Genomic DNA, 17,912 nt, shown 5'->3' with positions numbered 1-17,912 from the left:
GGCAGTCTGCGGGCTCGCGGTGGCGGCGGCCTTGCGTCCGGCCGTCCGCCGGGGGGCGCGCGGGGCCGGTAGAGGTGGCTCCACTCCTGACGGGGCGTCGGGGCGGTCGACCGCCGAGGTGGACGTGTCCCGCGTGTCGCCGTGCATGCCAAGCTCCTGCCCGAGATCGGCGGCAGCTCCCGAGGCCGTGTGCGGGGGCCGGGGAGTACCGGGAGGACTGCTGGGTGAAGGGGAGGACGTGCGACCGGACTCCCACTCCGCCGCCGCGGCAGCGCGCGTCCCGGCGTGCGGCCCACGGGCGCGCCCCGGAGTGACCCGACCCACCCGAAAAACGACCGGATGAGGGATGTGGACACGCCTGACAGGCACGCTGGGGCCGAATGGGCTAAAGGGACCGCGGAGGTGACGGTGAATCGGTCGGGACCGACGGAGAGAAGTCCGGGCGTGGGGCAGCAGGGGGCGCCATCCGGATCGCACTCCCCGCAGCACCAACGACCTTTGTGCATCCTCGCATCACCGGCAAGCCCTACGGTGCGGTAAGCGAGTGATTTCGGACGGTATCCGGAGGCGTATCGGCCAGTGGAAACGCATTCGCCGTCGGCTGTTCATATGCAGGGAGCGCTCGCGATCAGGCAAATGCGCCCCCCTGCGCCCTGTGCGCCGTGAAGTGCGCCCGCTGTGATCTCATCAATGGCCCGAACGGGTGCCCTGAGGCACATTTGACGCACCATCACCTCCCTCGCCGGGTCTAGGCTGCACGCCGTGAAGGCAATCCGCAGATTCACCGTGCGCACCGTCCTGCCCGAACAACTCCAGCCGCTGCACGAACTCGCCCTGAATCTCCGCTGGTCCTGGCACCCCGAGACGAGGGAGCTGTTCCGCTCCGTCGACCCGGAGGTCTGGGCGGCGGTCGGCGAGGACCCGGTACGGCTGCTCGGCGAGGTACCGGCGGAAAGGCTGGCGGCACTGGCCGCCGACCGCCGCTTCCTCCGCAGACTGGGCGATCTCTCCGACGACCTGCGCGACTACCTGACCGGACCGCGCTGGTACCAGACCGCGCTCCCGCCCGGTGACGGCAGCAGCCCCCTGCCCGCCGCCATCGCCTACTTCTCACCCGAGTACGGCATCGCCGCCGCGCTGCCGCAGTACTCCGGCGGCCTCGGCATCCTCGCCGGGGACCACCTCAAGGCCGCCAGCGACCTCGGCGTGCCGATCATCGGTGTCGGTCTCTTCTACCGGCACGGCTACTTCCGCCAGTCCCTCTCCCGGGACGGCTGGCAGCAGGAGCGCTACCCGCTGCTCGACCCGGACGAGCTGGCCGTCAGCCTGCTCCGCGAGGCGGACTGCACCCCCTGCCGGATCGACCTCGCCCTGCCGGGCGGGCGCACCCTGGCCGCCCACATTTGGAAGGCCCAGGTCGGGCGGGTGCCGCTGCTGCTGCTCGACTCCGACATCGAGTCCAACACGGCGGCCGACCGCAACGTCACCGACCGGCTCTACGGCGGCGGCAGCGAGCACCGGCTGCTGCAGGAGATGCTGCTCGGCATCGGCGGTGTCCGGGCCGTCCGCACCTACTGCCGCCTCACCGGGCACGCCGCCCCCGAGGTCTTCCACACCAACGAGGGCCACGCCGGCTTCCTCGGCGTCGAGCGGATCCGCGAGCTGGCCGCCGAGGGCCTCGGCTTCGCCCCCGCGCTGGAGGCCGTCCGGGCCGGCACGCTCTTCACCACCCACACCCCGGTGCCCGCCGGCATCGACCGCTTCGACCGCGAGCTGGTCGCCCGGCACTTCAGCGGCGACGCGGCGCTGCCCGGCGTACCGGTGGAGGAGGTGCTCGCGCTCGGCGGGGAGAGCTGGGCGGGCGGCGACCCGAAGCTCTTCAACATGGCCGCGATGGGCCTGCGGCTGGCTCAGCGGGCCAACGGGGTCTCAACGCTTCACGGGGAGGTCAGCCGGGGCATGTTCAACGGCCTCTGGCCGGGCTTCGACGCCGCCGAGGTGCCCATCACCTCCGTCACCAACGGCGTGCACGCGCCCACCTGGATCGACCCGGCCGTGGTGCGGCTCGGCGCGGCCGAGCTGGGCCTGGAGCGGGCCGAGCAGGCCATGATGACCGGCGAGGCCAGGCGCTGGACGGGCCTGGAGAAGATCGCCAACGGCGAGATCTGGGAGCTGCGGCGGGCCCTGCGGGCCCAGCTGGTCGAGGAGGCCAGGCGGCGGCTGCGCGAGTCCTGGCGCCAGCGCGGCGCGGGGGAGGCTGAGCTCGGGTGGGTTTCGTCGGTGCTGGACCCGGACGTGCTGACGATCGGCTTCGCGCGGCGGGTGCCCTCGTACAAGCGGCTGACGCTGATGCTGCGGGACCAGGCCCGGCTGCGCTCGCTGCTGCTGCACCCGACACACCCGATCCAGATCGTGGTGGCGGGCAAGGCGCACCCGGCCGACGACGGGGGCAAGCGGCTGATCCAGCAGCTGGTCGCTTTTGCTGACGACCCGGCGGTGCGGCACCGGATCGTGTTCCTGCCGGACTACGACATGGCGATGGCGCAGCACCTGTACCCCGGGTGCGACGTCTGGCTGAACAACCCGCTGCGGCCGCTGGAGGCCTGTGGCACCTCGGGGATGAAGGCCGCGCTGAACGGCTGCCTCAACCTCTCGGTGCTCGACGGGTGGTGGGACGAGTGGTACGACGGGCAGAACGGCTGGGCCATTCCGACCGCCGACGGCGTCGAGTCCACCATGGACCCGGAGAGCAAGGAGGCGGAGCGGCGGGACGACATCGAGTCCGCCGCCCTGTACGACCTGATCGAGCACCAGGTCGCGGCGCGGTTCTACGACCGGGCCTCGGACGGGCTGCCGCACCGGTGGATCGCGATGGTCCGGCACACGCTGGTCACCCTCGGGCCGAAGGTGCTGGCCGGCCGGATGGTCCGGGAGTACGTGGAGCGGCTGTACGCTCCGGCCGCCTCGGCGCAGCGGGAGCTGGCCGGGGGCGGGGCCGGTGCCTTGGCGGAGTGGAAGGCGCGGGTGCGGGCCGCCTGGCCCGCGGTGCGGGTCGAGCACGTCGAGGCGGACGGGCCGTTGGAGGCGCAGGAGCTCGGCAGCACGCTGACGCTGCGGGTCTCGGTCTCGCTGGGAGCCCTTGAGCCTTCGGACGTCGAGGTCCAGGTGGTCTCCGGGCGGGTGGACGAGACGGACAGCCTGTCGGAGGCGGTCGCGCTGGCCCTCAAGCCCGTCGGCGGGCCGGACCTGGACGGGCGCTACCGCTACGAAGGCTCCCTGGAGCTGGGGCGGACGGGGCCGTTCGGGTACACCGTGCGGGTCCTGCCGTCGCACCACCTGCTGGCCTCGACGGCGGAGCTGGGGCTGGTCGCCCTGCCGGCGGAGGCCGGGGGGATGGACACCGGCGTCCTGCGGTAACCACAGCAGGGGCGCGGGGGACGGCGCGCGCAACCGTGCACGGAGGTGCATGGCTGGTCGCGCAGTTCCCAGCGCCCCCCGGGGCGCTGCCCGACTAGACCAAACTGTCCCGCCAGGCCTGGTGCAGGCCGGCGAAGCGGCCCTCGCCGGAGATGAGCTCGGCCGGGGAGCCGTCCTCGACGATCTGGCCCTGGTCCATGACCAGGACGCGGTCGGCGATCTCGACCGTCGAGAGGCGGTGGGCGATGATCACGGCGGTGCGGCCGGCCAGGACGGTCTTCATGGCGTGCTGGACGGCCTGTTCGCCGGGGACGTCCAGCGAGGAGGTGGCCTCGTCCAGGATCAGGACCGCGGGGTCCGCGAGCAGGGCCCGGGCGAAGGCCACCAGCTGGCGCTGGCCGGCGGAGATGCGGCCGCCGCGCTTGCGGACGTCGGTGTCGAAGCCCTCGGGGAGGGCGGCGATGAACTCGTACGCGCCGATCTCGCGCGCGGCGTCCTCGATCTCCTGGCGGGAGGCCCCGGGGCGGCCGACGCCGATGTTCTCGGCCACGGTGCCGGAGAAGAGGAAGGACTCCTGCGTCACCATGACCACGCCGCGCCTCAGGTCGGCCGTGGCCAGCTGCCGCAGGTCCACGCCGTCCAGCAGGACGCGGCCGCTGGTCGGGTCGTAGAACCGGGCGAGCAGCTTGGCCAGGGTGGACTTGCCCGCGCCGGTGGCGCCGACCACGGCGGTGGTCTGCCCGGCCGGGAGGAGGAGGTCGAAGCGGGGCAGGACCTCCTTGCCCGTCCGGTAGGCGAAGCGGACGCCCTCGAAGGAGACCTCGCGGCCCTTGCCGGAGGAGACGGCGGGCAGCTCGGCCGGTGTGGTGGGCTCGGCCACGGTGGGCTCGTGGGCCAGCAGGCCGGCGATCTTCTCCAGGGCGGCGCCCGCCGACTGGTAGCTGTTCAGGAACATCGCCAGGTGGTCGATCGGGTCGAACAGGCGGCGCAGGTAGAGCACGAAGGCGGCGAGCACACCGAGCTGCAGGCCGCCGTCGGTGACCAGCAGGGCGCCGAGCACCACGACGCCGGTGATCCACAGGTTGGCGGTGGCCCGGGAGAGGAAGACGTACCGGGCCATCTCCAGGAAGCCGTCGGCGGTGGCGGTGGCGGAGGTCCGGTTGGCCTCCTCGAAGGCCGCTTCGTTGGCGGCCTCGCGGCGGAAGGCCTGCACCGGCCGGATGCCGTTCATGGTCTCGGTGAAGCGGACGATCACCGAGGCGACGGCGGTGCGCGAGCGGCGGTAGACCGCCAGCGAGCGGCGCCGGAACGAACGGACGATCAGGTACAGCGGCAGGAAGGCGGCCACCGAGGCCAGCCCGAGCCGCCAGTCCATCACCAGCAGGACCACGGTGATGTAACAGACCGACAGGCAGACGGTCAGGATCTCCTGCAGGCCCTCGTTGAGCAGCTCCCGCAGGGCGTCCACGTCGCTGGTGGCGCGGGAGATGATCCGGCCCGAGGTGTAGCGCTCGTGGAAGTCCAGGCTGAGCCGCTGGGCGTGGGCGAAGATCCGGCCGCGCAGGGTCAGCAGGATGTCCTGGTTGATCCGGCCGCTGAGCCGGATGAAGGAGCGCTGGAGCACGGTGGCGATCGCGGCGCAGCCCAGGTAGGCCGCGACCACGGCGATCAGCGGGCCGGCCCGGTGCTCGCGCAGGGCGGGGATGCCCTGGTCCATCGCGAAGGCGACCAGCAGCGGGCCGGACTGCTGGGCGGCCTGCTGGAGCAGGATGACCAGCATCGCGATCGTGATCCGGCGCCGGTGCGGCCCGAGCAGTTCGCCGAGCAGGCGGCGGGGTGCGCCGGGCGGGACGGGGATGTCCTCGTCGTCATGGTCCTTCGTCGCCCCCGCCGGCGGCAGCTCCTCGGTGTCGGCGGGCGGTTCGAGGGTGGTGGTCATCGCGCGGGGCTCCCCTCCAGAGCAGGGGCGGCCTCGCCCGTCATCAGGTGGCGGTAGGTGGCGGAGCTGCGCAGCAGCTCCTGGTGGGTGCCGACGGCGCTGATCCGGCCGTCCTCGAGCACCGCGACGCGGTCGGCCAGCATGACGGTGCTGGGCCGGTGGGCGACCACCAGCGCGGTGGTGGAGCCGAGCACCTGGCGCAGCGCCTGCTCGACCAGGGCCTCGGTCTGCACGTCCAGGGCGGAGAGCGGGTCGTCCAGGACCAGGAAGCCGGGCTCGCCGACCACGGCGCGGGCCAGCGCGAGGCGCTGGCGCTGGCCGCCGGAGAGGCTCAGCCCCTGCTCGCCGACCTCGGTGGCGGCGCCCTCGGGCAGCCGCTCGACGAACTGCGCCTGCGCCGTGCGCAGGGCGGCGGCCAGCCGCTCCTCGCCGGCCTCCGGGGCGCCCATCAGGACGTTCTCCCGGACGGAGGCGGAGAACAGGGTGGGCTCCTCGAAGGCCACCGCGACCAGCTCGCGCAGGCGCGGCTTGGTGATGTCCCGGATGTCGGTGCCGTCCAGGGTGATCGATCCGGCGGTGGCCTCGTAGAGGCGGGGCAGCAGCGCGGTCAGGGTGGTCTTGCCACTGCCGGTCGCGCCGACCAGGGCCATCGTCTCGCCGGGGCGGATGTGCAGGTCTATCCCGCGCAGCAGGTCGGGCGAGTCGGCGGGGGCGTCGGGGTAGCGGAAGCTGACGCCCGAGAAGCGGATGCCGCGGTCCTCGGCGGCGGGCAGGCCGGAGCCGGGCTCGGCGGGCTCGGGCTCGTCCATCACCTCGAAGTAGCGGTCGGTCGCGGTGGCGGCCTCGTTGGCGTACGCGAGCAGCCAGCCGAGCGATTCGACCGGCCAGCGCAGGGCGAGCGCGGTGGAGAGGAAGGCGACCAGTGCGCCCGCCGTCAGCTCGTCGTGCGCGACCCGCACGGCGCCCACGGCCAGCGCGCAGCCGAGCGCGAGCTCCGGCAGGCCGACGATGACGGCCCAGAGGTTGGCCAGCAGGCCGGCCTTGTGGATCTCCGTCTCGCGCAGCGCGGCGCTGCGGTCGCGGAAGTGCTCGGCCATGGTGCGGTGCCGGCCGAAGGCCTTGAGGATGCGGATGCCGAGGACGGACTCCTCGATCAGGGTGGCGAGGTCGCCGTTCTGGTCCTGCGAGCGGCGGGCGGCCAGCGAGTAGCGCGACTCGAAGTAGCGGGTGAGCACCAGCAGCGGCACGGCGGGCAGCAGGGTGATCAGTCCGAGCCGCCAGTCGATGACGAACATCAGCGAGGTGCCGGCCAGGAAGACCGTCGAGTTGACGATCAGGAAGACCAGCGGGAAGGCCAGGAAGAGCCGCATGGTGAACAGGTCGGAGGTGGCCCGGGAGAGCAGCTGGCCGGAGGGCCAGCGGTCGTGGAAGGCGACCGGCAGCCGCTGGAGCTTGGCGAAGAGGTCGCCGCGCAGCGTCGCCTCGACCTTGGACAGCGGGCGGGCCACGATCACCCGGCGGATGCCGAACAGGCAGGCCTCGGCCATGCCGAGCAGCAGGAGCAGCCCGGCCGGCGCCCAGAGCCCTGCGTAGTCGTGGTGGGCGACCGGCCCGTCCACGATCCGCTCCAGCACCAGCGGGACGAGCAGCACGCTGCCGGAGGCCAGGGCGGCCGCCACCGTCGACCCCAGGATGTGCCAGCGCGCCTGCCGCGCGTAGGGCCACAGGCGCAGCAGGGAGCGCACGGTGGACCGGCGCGGGGGCTGGGGTGCGGGTTTCTCGGCCATCGCGGTGAGGGTAGGCCGGGCGGCCGACATTTCTCATCTGGTTTTTCACACCTGACGGAGAGCCGCGCAGCACGCCGTTGGAATCCGGCCAAAACCCGGCGTCGGGAGTGCTTGAGGCGCGTTTGGCAGAAGGGGGGCGCGCGACTGGCGGGATGCATCGGTCAAGGGTTGTGACTCAGCGTCATCACACGCTTGCATGAATCCGTCGGTACGCCAGCCAACGAGAGGTAGAGGAAGCCCATGTCGGTCGAGACGGGTCCAGCTCCGGAGATGTCGCAGGGCGAGCGGACGCAGCTCAGCCTCAGCACGATCGCGGCGCGGAACCTTGCCACCACGACCAAGTCCGAGCCCCAGATGCAGGGCATCAGCTCGCGCTGGGTCAGCCGCTCGCTGCCGTGGGTCCAGGTCAACGGTGGTACCTACCGGGTCAACCGGCGGCTCAGCTACGCGGTGGGCCGGGGCCGGGTGAGCTTCGTCAAGACCGGTGCCGAGGTGCGGGTGGTGCCGCCCTCGCTGCGCGAGGTGCCGGTGCTGCGCGGCTTCGACGACGACGCGGTGCTCGAGGAGCTGGCGAGCCGGTTCGTCCAGCGCGACCTCGCGGCGGGCGAGGTGCTGATCGAGCGCGGCGCCCCGATCCAGGAGGTCTACCTCATCGCCCACGGCAAGGTCGACCGGATCGGGGTGGGCAAGTACGGCGAGACGGCCGTGATCGGCCACCTGGCCGACGGCGACCACCTGGGCGACGAAGCCCTGCTCTCGCCCGAGCCGGTCTGGCCGTACACCGTGAAGGCCGCCACCGCCGCCACCGTCATGACGCTCGCCTGGCCGGCCTTCCAGGAGCTGGAGGAGCGCTCCCCGGCGCTGCGGGACGCGATCCTGCAGTACCTGGCCGGGGCCCAGCAGTCCCAGAACGTGCACGGCGAGGCCGCGATCGAGCTGGCCGCCGGCCACGAGGGCGAGTACGAGCTGCCCGGCACCTTCGTGGACTACGAGCTCAAGCCGCGCGAGTACGAGCTGAGCGTCGCGCAGACGGTGCTGCGGATCCACAGCCGGGTCGCCGACCTCTACAACGACCCGATGAACCAGACCGAGCAGCAGTTGAAGCTCACCATCGAGGCGCTGCGCGAGCGCCAGGAGTTCGAGCTGGTCAACAACCGCGACTTCGGCCTGCTGCACAGCGCCGACTACGACCAGCGGATCCAGACCCACTCCGGCCCGCCCACCCCGGACGACCTGGACGAGCTGCTCTCGATGCGCCGCGACACCACCCACCTGTTCGCGCACCCGCGCGCGATCGCCGCCTTCGGGCGCGAGTGCAACAAGCGCGGCCTCTACTTCAGCGGCATCGAGGTCGGCGGCCACCACCTGCCCGCCTGGCGCGGGGTGCCGCTGCTGCCCTGCGGCAAGATCCCGGTGGTCGGCGGGCACACCAGCTCGATCATCGCGGTGCGCGCCGGCGAGGAGAACCAGGGCGTGGTCGGCCTCTGGCAGACCGGCATCCCCGACGAGTACGAGCCCGGGCTGAACGTGCGCTTCATGGGCATCGACGAGAAGGCGATCATCTCCTACCTGGTCAGCGCCTACTACTCCGCGGCCGTGCTGGTGCCGGACGCGATCGGTCTGCTGGAGAACGTGGAAGTCGCGCTCCCGCGCGACTGACTGAGAGGGAGGTAGGCAGGTGTCGCTGCTGACGCGGGTGCTCGCGCCCGCCGCCGCCGACGAGGTGGCGGGGCTGGTCCGGGCGCTGCTCACCGGGCCGGAGCGCCCGGGCTGGCCGGGGCTCGGCTGGCGTGCCCCCGGCCCCAGCGGCCTGGGCACGGCGGCCTCGGCGCTGCTCACCGGGGCGCCGGAGCGGCCCTGGGCAGGCACCCGGGGGGCACCTGCCGGCCTCCGGGCCCCGGCCGGTCAGGGGCCGGCCGGGTCGGCGACCAGCGCGACCAGGCTGCCCGGTGCCGCCGGGCCGCCGGGGAGCACCGGGGCGGCCGGGCGGCGCGAAGCGGCCGGGGGCGCCCGGCCGTCCGGGGGCCCCGAGCACGGCGGTGCCACCGCGCTGCCCGGGGCGTCCCGGCAGCCTCGGGCCGAGCGCTCGGGCGGGCCGGTGCTGCACTGCCCGCCCGCCCTGCGGGACGATCCGGCGCTGGCCGCGGTGGTCAACGAGCGGCTGGTCGCCTGGGCCGAGCAGGTCGGGATCTACCAGGGCCGCCTCGAGCGCGTCCGGGAGGCCGACTTCGGTCGGCTGCTGATGCTCGCCCACCCCGACACCGACGACCCGGACCGGCTGCTCGCCGCCGCCAAGTGCGCGCTGGCCGAGTGGGCCAGCGACGACTACTACTGCGCCGACGTGGGCAGCGAGGGGGCCGGCCAACTGCTCGGCGCCCGGCTGATGGTGGCCGACGCCGCCGTCGCCCCCGCCAACCTGCCGCCCAGGTACGCCCTGGGGCTGCACGGCGGCATCCAGGAGGACTCGGTGCTGCGCGCCTTCCGCTCGGCCACCGACCACCTGGCCCGGTACGCGAGCCCGGCCCAACTGGCCCGGTTCCGGCAGGAGGTCGCGCTGCTCTTCGTCGGGTACGGCGCCGAGGCCGCCTGGCGGAACTCGGCCTACCGGCCGCCGGTCTGGGAGTACCTGGCGGGCCGCCAAGTCAACAGCTTCCTGCCCTGCATCACGCTGACCGACGTGGTCGGCGGCTACGGCCTCCCGCTCGAGGAGTACGCCGACCCGCGGGTGCGGCGGGCCCTGACCATGGCCGCCACCGCGAGCACCCTGGTCAACGACCTCTACTCGCTGGCCAAGGAGGCCGACCCGTCCGGTCTGGACTACAACCTGCCCGCGCTGATCGCCGTCGAGGAGCGCTGCTCGGCGGCGGAGGCCGTCGAGCGGGCGGTGCAGGTGCACGACGAGCTGGTGGTGACCTTCGAGACGGAGGCGGCGGCGCTGGTGCTCACCGGCTCGCCGGCGCTGAAGCGCTTCCTGCTCGGCGTCTGGGCCTGGCTCGGCGGCAGCCGGGAGTGGCACGCCGGCTCGGCCCGCTACCGGGCCGCCAGCTAGCCGCCGACCCGCAGCAGTTGGAGCGAACGGCCCTGGAGGGTGGTCACCGCCCCGGCGGTGAGCGACTCCTCGGAGGTGGGCGTCGCCGTGTCGACCAGGAGCTGGAACCGGCAGGCCCAGGGCTCGCCGGGCAGGGTGAAGGCGGTCGGCCGCTCGCCGGCGTTGAGCAGCAGCAGGAAGCTGTCGTCCGTCAACGGGCAGCCGTGCTGGTCGCGTTCGGACATCGCGGTGCCGGAGAGCAGCATCCCGAGCGCCGCCGTCGGGGTGAACCAGTCGGCCTCGGTCATCTCCCGCCCCCGGGTGGTGAACCAGGCCAGATCGCGCTGCCCGCCCGGCCCGGCGGCCTGGCCGGAGAAGAAGGCCCGCTGCCGCAGCACCGGGTGCTCCCGCCGCAGCCGGATCAACTTCGCGGTGAGCTCGGCCAGTTCGCGCCACTCGGGCTGCTCCAGGAGTGACCAGTCCAGCCAGCTGACCGGGCTGTCCTGGCAGTAGGCGTTGTTGTTGCCGCCCTGGGTGCGGCCCAGCTCGTCCCCGGCCGTGATCATCGGCACGCCGGTGGAGAGGAGCAGGGTGGCCATCAGGTTGCGGAGTTGACGCACCCTCAGGGCGTGGATCGCGGGATCGGCGGTCTCGCCCTCCGCGCCGCAGTTCCAGGAGCGGTTGTCGTCGGTGCCGTCCCGGTTCTGCTCGCCGTTGGCCTCGTTGTGCTTGCCGTTGTAGGAGACCAGGTCGCGCAGGGTGAAGCCGTCGTGGGCGGTGACGAAGTTGACCGAGGCGTACGGGCGGCGGCCGCCGCGCTGGTAGAGGTCGGAGGAGCCGGAGAGCCGGTAGCCCAGCTCGCGCACGTCCGGCCGGGCGCCGCGCCAGAAGTCCCGGACGGTGTCGCGGTACTTGTCGTTCCACTCGGCCCACAGCGGCGGGAAGCCGCCGACCTGGTACCCGCCGGGGCCGACGTCCCAGGGCTCGGCGATCAGCTTGACCCGGCTGAGCAGCGGGTCCTGCGAGACGGCGCCGAGGAAGGGGTGGTGCATCTCGACGCCGTCGCTGCCCCGGGCCAGGGCGGCGGCCAGGTCGAAGCGGAAGCCGTCCACGCCCATCTCGGTGACCCAGTACCGCAGCGAGTCGGTGATCAGCCGCACCGTGTGCGGCTGGCGGGTGTCCAGGGTGTTGCCGCAGCCGGTGTAGTCGGCGTAACCGCGGCGGCTGCGGTCGAGCCGGTAGTAGCCGGCGTTGTCGATCCCGCGCAGGCTGAGCGCCGGGCCGTCCACCCCGCCCTCGGCGGTGTGGTTGTAGACCACGTCGAGGATCACCTCGATGCCGGCCGCGTGCAGCGCCCGGACCATCCGCTTGAACTCGCCGACCTGCTGGCCCCGGGTGCCGGAGGAGGAGTACCCGGCGTGCGGGGCGAAGAAGCCGAGGGTGTTGTACCCCCAGTAGTTGGCCAGCCCGCGCTGCTGGAGGTGGTCCTCGCTGACGTGGTGGTGCACCGGCAGCAGCTCGACGGCGGTGACGCCGAGGCGGGTGAGGTGTTCGATCGCGGCCGGGTGGGCGAGGCCCGCGTAGGTGCCGCGCAGCTGCTCGGGGATGCCGGGGTGGCGCATGGTGAAGCCGCGCACGTGCAGCTCGTAGAGCACCGTCTCGGCCCAGGGCGTCTTGGGGCGCTGGTCGTCGTACCAGTCGTCGTCATCGTCCACCACCACGGCCTTGGGCACGTACGGCGCCGAGTCCCGGTTGTCCCGGACGGTGTCGGCCGCCTCCCGCTCGGGCCAGGCCCGGACGGAGGCGCAGGTGGCGTCGTGGGTGGTGTAACTTCCGTCCACCGCACGGGCGTAGGGGTCGAGCAGCAGCTTGGCCGGGTTCCACCGGGCGCCCGTCCACGGGTCCCACCGGCCGTGCACGCGGTAGCCGTAGCGGGTGCCGGGCCGCACGCCGGGGAGGAAGCCGTGCCAGGTCTGGAAGGTGCGTTCGGTGAGCGGGTGTCTGCCCTCCTGCCCCTGCTCGTCGAAGAGGCACAGCTCGACGGCCTCGGCCGCCGGGGCCCAGAGCGCGAAGTTGGTGCCCCGCACCCCCTCCCTGGTGGTGTGGCACCGGGCGCCGAGCGGCTGCCAGCTGCCGGGCCAGGGCGCGTCGGGCGCCCGGTGGGCCTGCGCACCGGCACGCGTCTCCCGCTGCAGCTCCTGCCACGCCGTCATCGCCCGCACCCCTCCCAGCGCGGGGAGGCCCGTGCCCCGCTCTCCTCTTGTTCCCTGAACGGCTGCCACTGTCACGTCGGTGACCGAGATGTGACGGGGTGTGAATCATTCTGTACGGCGAATCGGGCCGCTCGGGTGCAATCGCCGGTCGTGTCCTGCCGGGGTCGCGGTCGTTGTTCCCGGCGGTGGCATCGGTGTGGACGAAAGGGCCGGGGGATGGGGAGCTGGGGTCGGCGCACGGCTGGTCTGGGGCTGTGCCTGCTCACCGCCTGCTCCGGGGGCGCGCCGAAGGCGGCCAGCGGGGACGCCGCCGCGTCGTCCTCGCCGCCGGTCTCGCAGGCCGTGATCACGGCCACGCCGAAGGACGCCAGCCAGGACGTGCCGGCCGACGCTCCGGTGAAGGTCGTGGTGGCCCAGGGCAGGCTGGTCTCGGTCAGGCTGGCCGACTCGGCCGGCGCCGCGCTCACCGGGAAGATCGCCCCGGACGGCGCCAGCTGGACCTTCGAGGGCCACCTGGCGCCGGCCACCCCGTACACGCTGGACAGCGTCGCCGAGGACGCCGCCGGGCTGCGGGCCGCCCAGCACACCGCCTTCACCACCGTCGGCCCCGCGCACACCTTCGCCGCCTTCTTCACCCCGGAGGACGGCTCCACGGTCGGCGTCGGCATGCCCGTCTCGCTCCGTTTCACCCGGCCGATCGCCGACCGGGCCACCGTGGAGCAGGCCGTCAGCGTGACCGCCGACCCTCCGGTGCCGGTGGTGGGCCACTGGTTCGGCAGCCAGCGCCTCGACTTCCGCCCCGAGAAGTACTGGGCGGCGGGCACCAAGGTCACCCTCGCACTGCGGCTCAAGGACGTGCAGGGCGCCCCGGGGGAGTACGGCACCCAGGCCAAGGAGGTGCACTTCACCGTCGGCCGGGCCCAGGTGAGCGTGGCCGACCTGGACGCGCACACCATGACCGTCCGGCAGGACGGGCGGGTGCTGCGCACCCTGCGGATCTCCGGCGGCAGCCCGGAGCACAGCACCTACCTCGGCGCGCTGGTGATCTCGGAGAAGTACGAGGTGACCAGGATGAACTCGCAGACGGTGGGGATGGGTGACGAGTACGACATCAAGGACGTGCCGCACGCGATGCGGCTGACCGCGAGCGGCACCTTCGTGCACGGCAACTACTGGGCCGACCGGTCCGTCTTCGGCAGCGCCAACACCAGCCACGGCTGCATCGGCCTGGCCGACGCCAAGGGCGGCTCGACGGACACCCCGGCGGGCTGGTTCTACACCAACTCGATCATCGGGGACGTGATCGAGGTCCGTGGCGAGGACGGGGACACCGTGCCGCCGGACAACGGGCTGAACGACTGGAACCTGCCCTGGGCGCAGTGGGTCAAGGCCGGCCCGGCGGCACCCTCGGCCACCGCCACGGCCGGTCCGTCCGCCTCCGCGAGCCCCTCGGGCAGTGCCTCGGCCACCGCGCCGGGAGTTCACTGACCTTTCACGGCCCTCCCGCCGAAGATCCATCCGAACCGCACGGTTATCCTGGCGACCCGCGCGGTTGAAGCAGGGCCCGGTGCAACTGTTCCGGCGGACGACGCGTGTTACCACCGTGGACAACCGGGAGGGGAGCGGAACTGTGAAGCCCGTCATAGCGGCCGACGTCGCACTGAGGAAGAGCCGGCCTGGGCGCCGTGCGGGCGTGGCCCTGGCCGTGGGCGGCGCGCTGCTGCTGACGGCGGCCTGCGGCGGCTCGGGCGGGGGCGGCACCGCCGCCGCCGGCGGCGGCGGTGGCGACAAGCCCGCGGCCGCGCCGAGCTCGGAGGCGCCCAAGACCTCGGCCGCGGTGCTGACCGTGCTGCCGAAGGACGGCTCCGCGGACGTCTCACCGAAGGACGCGCTCTCGGTGAGCGTGGCCAGCGGCACCCTGACCGCCGTCCAGGTGACGGACAAGAACGGCGCCGCCGTCGCGGGCGACATATCCGCCGACGGCCTCAGCTGGAAGCCCAGCGCCGCTCTCGCGGTCGGCACCTCGTACCACGTGAGCGCGCAGGCCAAGGACTCGGCCGGGCTGGTCTCCGCCGCGACCAGCAGCTTCACCACGCTGACCCCGGCCAAGGTGGCCGCCGCCACGGACAACATCTCCGACAACGGCACCTACGGCGTCGGCATGATCGTCTCGGTCAACTTCACCAAGGCGATCAAGAACAAGGCCGACGTGCTCAAGGGCATCACCATCGAGGCCAGCGACCACACCCAGGTGAAGGGCCACTGGTTCGGCAGCACGCGCCTCGACTTCCGCCCCGAGAAGTACTGGGCGCCGGGCACCAAGGTGACCATCCACTACAAGCTGAAGAGCGTCGAGGTCTCGCCCGGCGTGTACGGTGACGTGGACCGGGACGAGCCGTTCACCATCGGCCGCTCCAAGATCAGCACCGCCGACCTGGCGACCGACATGATGACGGTCAAGAAGGGCGGCTCGACCACCACCATCCCGATCACGGGCGGCAACGACGACAACCCGTCGTGGAACGGCACCATGGTGATCTCCTCCAAGGAGAAGGTCACCCGGATGAACTCCGCGACCGTCGCCAACGTGGTGGGCTCCGAGTACGACGTGCCGGACGTGCCGCACGCGATGCGGCTGACCGCCTCGGGCACCTACGTGCACGGGAACTACTGGAGCAACTTCTTCGGCAAGAGCAACGCCAGCCACGGCTGCATCTCGATGCAGGACGCCAAGGGCGGCGACGACGGCTCGACCGCGGGCAAGTTCTTCGCCGACTCGATGGTCGGCGACGTGGTCAAGATCGTGAACTCCAAGAACGGCAAGACCGTCTCGGCCGACAACGGCCTCAGTGGCTGGACGCTCCCGTGGAGCGCCTGGTAACCGAGCGGAGCCCCCGGCCCGGCCGCTCCCGTGAGGGGGTGGCCGGGCCGTTGCTCGTTCGTGACAGAAACCGCCGGGGCCGGGCGCAACTCGGCGGGCATGTTGAGACGTGTACTACGTGGGAAACGAGATCGGAGAGCGGGGCATGAAGTCCATCGGCAGAGGTGTGACGGCGGCGGTGGTCGGCGGGGCGATAGCCCTCACGGCGGCCTGCAGCTCGAGTGGCGGCGGCTCGGCCTCCGGCGGCGCGGGCAAGACCCCGACGCCCAGCAAGCCGGCCGTCTCGGCGGCCGTGGTGAGCATCTCGCCGGCCAACGGCGCCACCGACGTCAAGCCGAGCGGCGCGCTCAAGGTCTCGGTGGCCAGCGGCAAGCTGAGCACCGTCAAGGTGACCGACAAGGAGGGCCGCCCGGTCGAGGGCAAGGTCTCGGCGGACGGCCTCAGCTGGCTGCCCACCGGCAGCCTCTCGGTCTCCGAGCAGTACTCGGTCGCCGCCCAGGCCACCGACGACAAGGGCCTGGTGGCCGCGGCCACCAGCAGCTTCGCCACGCTCACCCCCGCCAAGGAGGCGAGCGCCCACGACAACATCGACGCCCAGGGCACCTACGGCGTCGGCATGATCGTCTCGCTCACCTTCGACCGGGACGTCAAGGACAAGAAGGCCGTCGAGGCGGGCGTCACCTTCGAGACCTCGAACGGCGCCGTGGTCAAGGGCCACTGGTTCGGTGACCGCCGGGTGGACTTCCGCCCCGAGCAGTACTGGCCCACCGGCGCCAAGGTGACCGTGCACTACCGGCTGAAGAGCGTGGAGATCGCCCCCGGCGTGTACGGCGGGGTGGACAGCGACGAGCCCTTCACCATCGGCCGCTCGCAGATCTCCACGGTGGACGCCTCCACCCACATCATGACGGTGACCCGCAACGGCGCCCCGTACAAGACGATCCCGATCAGCACGGGCCGCACCGAGCCGAAGTCCTGGAACGCCTACAACGGCACCATGGTGATCGAGGCGAAGGAGGGCACGGCGACGATGGACTCCTCCACCGTCCCGGGCCTGGAGGGTGCCGCGTACAAGGAGAAGGTGCCGCACTCGCTGCGCCTGACCGACAGCGGCACCTACGTGCACGGCAACAACTGGTCCGACCCGAGCGTCTTCGGCCGCACCAACGTCAGCCACGGCTGCGTCGGCCTGCAGGACGCCCCCGGTGACGCGGGCAGCGAGGACTCCTCCGCGGGCAAGTACTACGCGGACGCGATGGTGGGGGACGTCGTGACGATCAAGAACTCGGTCGGGGAGCACGTCGACCCCGACAACGGCCTGAGCGGCTGGAACATGAACTGGAGCACGTGGTAGGCCGCAGCGGCCTGCCGGACGGGGAGTGACGACGTGAAGAGCAGCAAGCGCAGGGGGCTGGCCGCCGTGGGCCTGGGCGGCGCGCTGGTGCTGATGACGGCGGCCTGCGGATCGGGCTCGGGATCGGGCGCCGACGCGGCCGCCGCGCGGGCCGGGAGCAAGGCGCCCTCGGCCTCCGCCTCACCCGGGCCCACGGTCTCGGCCGCCGTGGTGAAGATCGAGCCGGCCGACGGGGCCAAGGACGTCAAGCCGGGCGGCGCGCTCAAGGTCTCGGTGGCGAGCGGCAAGCTGAGCACCGTCAAGGTGACCGACCAGCAGGGCCGGGCGGTCGACGGGGCCGTCACCGCCGACGGCTCCGGCTGGGCGCCCAAGGGCGCGCTGTCGGTCGGCCAGAAGTACACCGTGAACGCCACCGCGGCCGACCAGGCCGGGCTCGCCGCCACGGCCACCAGCAGCTTCACCACCCTCACCCCCGAGGACGAGGCCAGCCCGCACGACAACATCGACGCCCAGGGCACCTACGGGGTCGGCATGATCGTCTCGCTGGAGTTCGACCGGGACGTCAAGGACAGGAAGGCCGTCGAGGCCGGCATCACCTTCGACACCTCGGACGGCTCGGTGGTCAAGGGCCACTGGTTCGGCAGCCGCCGGGTGGACTTCCGGCCCGAGTCGTACTGGAAGCCGGACACCAAGGTGACGGTGCACTACCGGCTGAAGGGCGTGGAGATCGCGCCGGACGTCTACGGCGGGGTCGACGCCGACGAGCCGTTCACGATCGGGCGGTCCCAGATCTCGACGGTTGACGCCTCGTCGGACGAGATGAAGGTCGAGCGCGGCGGGCAGGTCACGGCGACGTACCCCATCACCGCGGGCAAGCCCGGCTTCGCCAGCTGGAACGGCACCATGGTGATCGGGGAGAAGTCCGGGACGACCCGGATGACCTCGCAGGGCATCACCTCCGCGAAGGGGGAGGAGTACGACCTGCAGGTGCCGCACGCGATGCGGCTGACCACCTCGGGCACCTACGTGCACGGCAACTACTGGAGCGACGCCTTCGGCTCCTACAACGCCAGCCACGGCTGCATCGGCCTCTCCGACACCCAAGCGGGCAGCGGGAGTTCGGACGCCGGTAAGTTCTTCGACAGTTCACTCGTCGGCGACGTGGTGAAGGTGGTCAACTCCAAGGGCGGCCAGGTGGAGCCCGACAACGGTCTGAGCGGCTGGAACGTCCCCTGGGGCAACTGGTGACAGCACGGTAACCACCAGCCTTGCTGGTGGCATATGCCAGCAGAA

Annotated in this window: 10 protein-coding genes; 7 read left to right on the top strand and 3 right to left on the bottom strand. The window is 72.4% G+C overall.

The features are described 5' to 3' along the window. The first annotated feature begins 762 nt into the window (after window positions 1-762). Window positions 763-3,417, top strand: a complete 2,655-nt coding sequence (gene glgP, locus ABT095_RS11770; RefSeq protein WP_350529185.1) for an alpha-glucan family phosphorylase — start codon at window positions 763-765, stop codon at window positions 3,415-3,417. Window positions 3,418-3,511: 94 nt separating this feature from the next. On the opposite strand, the gene ABT095_RS11765 is transcribed toward glgP, so the two are convergent. Both ABT095_RS11765 and ABT095_RS11760 read right to left on the bottom strand, forming a co-directional pair. Then, window positions 3,512-5,356: an ABC transporter ATP-binding protein gene (locus ABT095_RS11765; protein ID WP_350529184.1), complete on the bottom strand. Its 1,845-nt coding sequence runs from the start codon at window positions 5,354-5,356 to the stop codon at window positions 3,512-3,514. Beyond that, window positions 5,353-7,143, bottom strand: coding sequence for an ABC transporter ATP-binding protein (locus ABT095_RS11760; RefSeq protein WP_350529183.1), 1,791 nt, complete (start codon window positions 7,141-7,143; stop codon window positions 5,353-5,355). The genes ABT095_RS11765 and ABT095_RS11760 overlap by 4 nt, the downstream gene beginning before the upstream one ends. Before the next feature lie 240 nt (window positions 7,144-7,383). On the opposite strand from ABT095_RS11760, the gene ABT095_RS11755 reads away from it, so the two are divergent. Together ABT095_RS11755 and ABT095_RS11750 are read left to right on the top strand one after the other, a co-directional pair. Next, window positions 7,384-8,802: a family 2B encapsulin nanocompartment shell protein gene (locus tag ABT095_RS11755; protein ID WP_350529182.1), complete on the top strand. Its 1,419-nt coding sequence runs from the start codon at window positions 7,384-7,386 to the stop codon at window positions 8,800-8,802. 19 nt (window positions 8,803-8,821) lie between these two features. Continuing rightward, window positions 8,822-10,192, top strand: a complete 1,371-nt coding sequence (locus ABT095_RS11750) for a family 2 encapsulin nanocompartment cargo protein terpene cyclase (protein WP_350529181.1) — start codon at window positions 8,822-8,824, stop codon at window positions 10,190-10,192. Here the strand turns inward: ABT095_RS11750 and glgX are convergent. Further along, window positions 10,189-12,384: a glycogen debranching protein GlgX gene (gene glgX, locus ABT095_RS11745; protein WP_350529180.1), complete on the bottom strand. Its 2,196-nt coding sequence runs from the start codon at window positions 12,382-12,384 to the stop codon at window positions 10,189-10,191. The two genes, ABT095_RS11750 and glgX, sit on opposite strands and share 4 nt — an antisense overlap. A 216-nt stretch (window positions 12,385-12,600) precedes the next feature. Here glgX and ABT095_RS11740 point away from each other — a divergent pair, with 216 nt between their 5' ends. The 4 genes from ABT095_RS11740 to ABT095_RS11725 all read left to right on the top strand — a co-directional run bounded on the left by ABT095_RS11740 (window position 12,601) and on the right by ABT095_RS11725 (window position 17,867). Continuing rightward, entirely contained in the window at window positions 12,601-13,872 is a 1,272-nt protein-coding gene (locus ABT095_RS11740) for a L,D-transpeptidase (RefSeq protein ID WP_350529179.1), read from the top strand. Between the two features lie 142 nt (window positions 13,873-14,014). Next, the gene (locus ABT095_RS11735; RefSeq protein WP_350529178.1) at window positions 14,015-15,265 is read left to right on the top strand and encodes a L,D-transpeptidase; all 1,251 of its coding nucleotides are present in this window, start codon (window positions 14,015-14,017) and stop codon (window positions 15,263-15,265) included. A gap of 145 nt (window positions 15,266-15,410) precedes the next feature. Beyond that, a complete protein-coding gene (locus ABT095_RS11730; protein WP_350529177.1) occupies window positions 15,411-16,619 on the top strand; it encodes a L,D-transpeptidase in 1,209 nt (402 codons plus the stop codon). A gap of 33 nt (window positions 16,620-16,652) precedes the next feature. Next, complete coding sequence (locus ABT095_RS11725; RefSeq protein WP_350529176.1) at window positions 16,653-17,867, top strand: L,D-transpeptidase; 1,215 nt, start codon at window positions 16,653-16,655, stop codon at window positions 17,865-17,867. The last annotated feature ends 45 nt before the right edge of the window (window positions 17,868-17,912 follow it).

It is taken from the genome of Kitasatospora sp. NPDC002227, from assembly GCF_040296285.1.
In the GTDB taxonomy this organism is placed as follows: Bacteria; Actinomycetota; Actinomycetes; order Streptomycetales; family Streptomycetaceae; genus Kitasatospora.
This window is presented reverse-complemented; position numbering and strand designations above follow the sequence as displayed.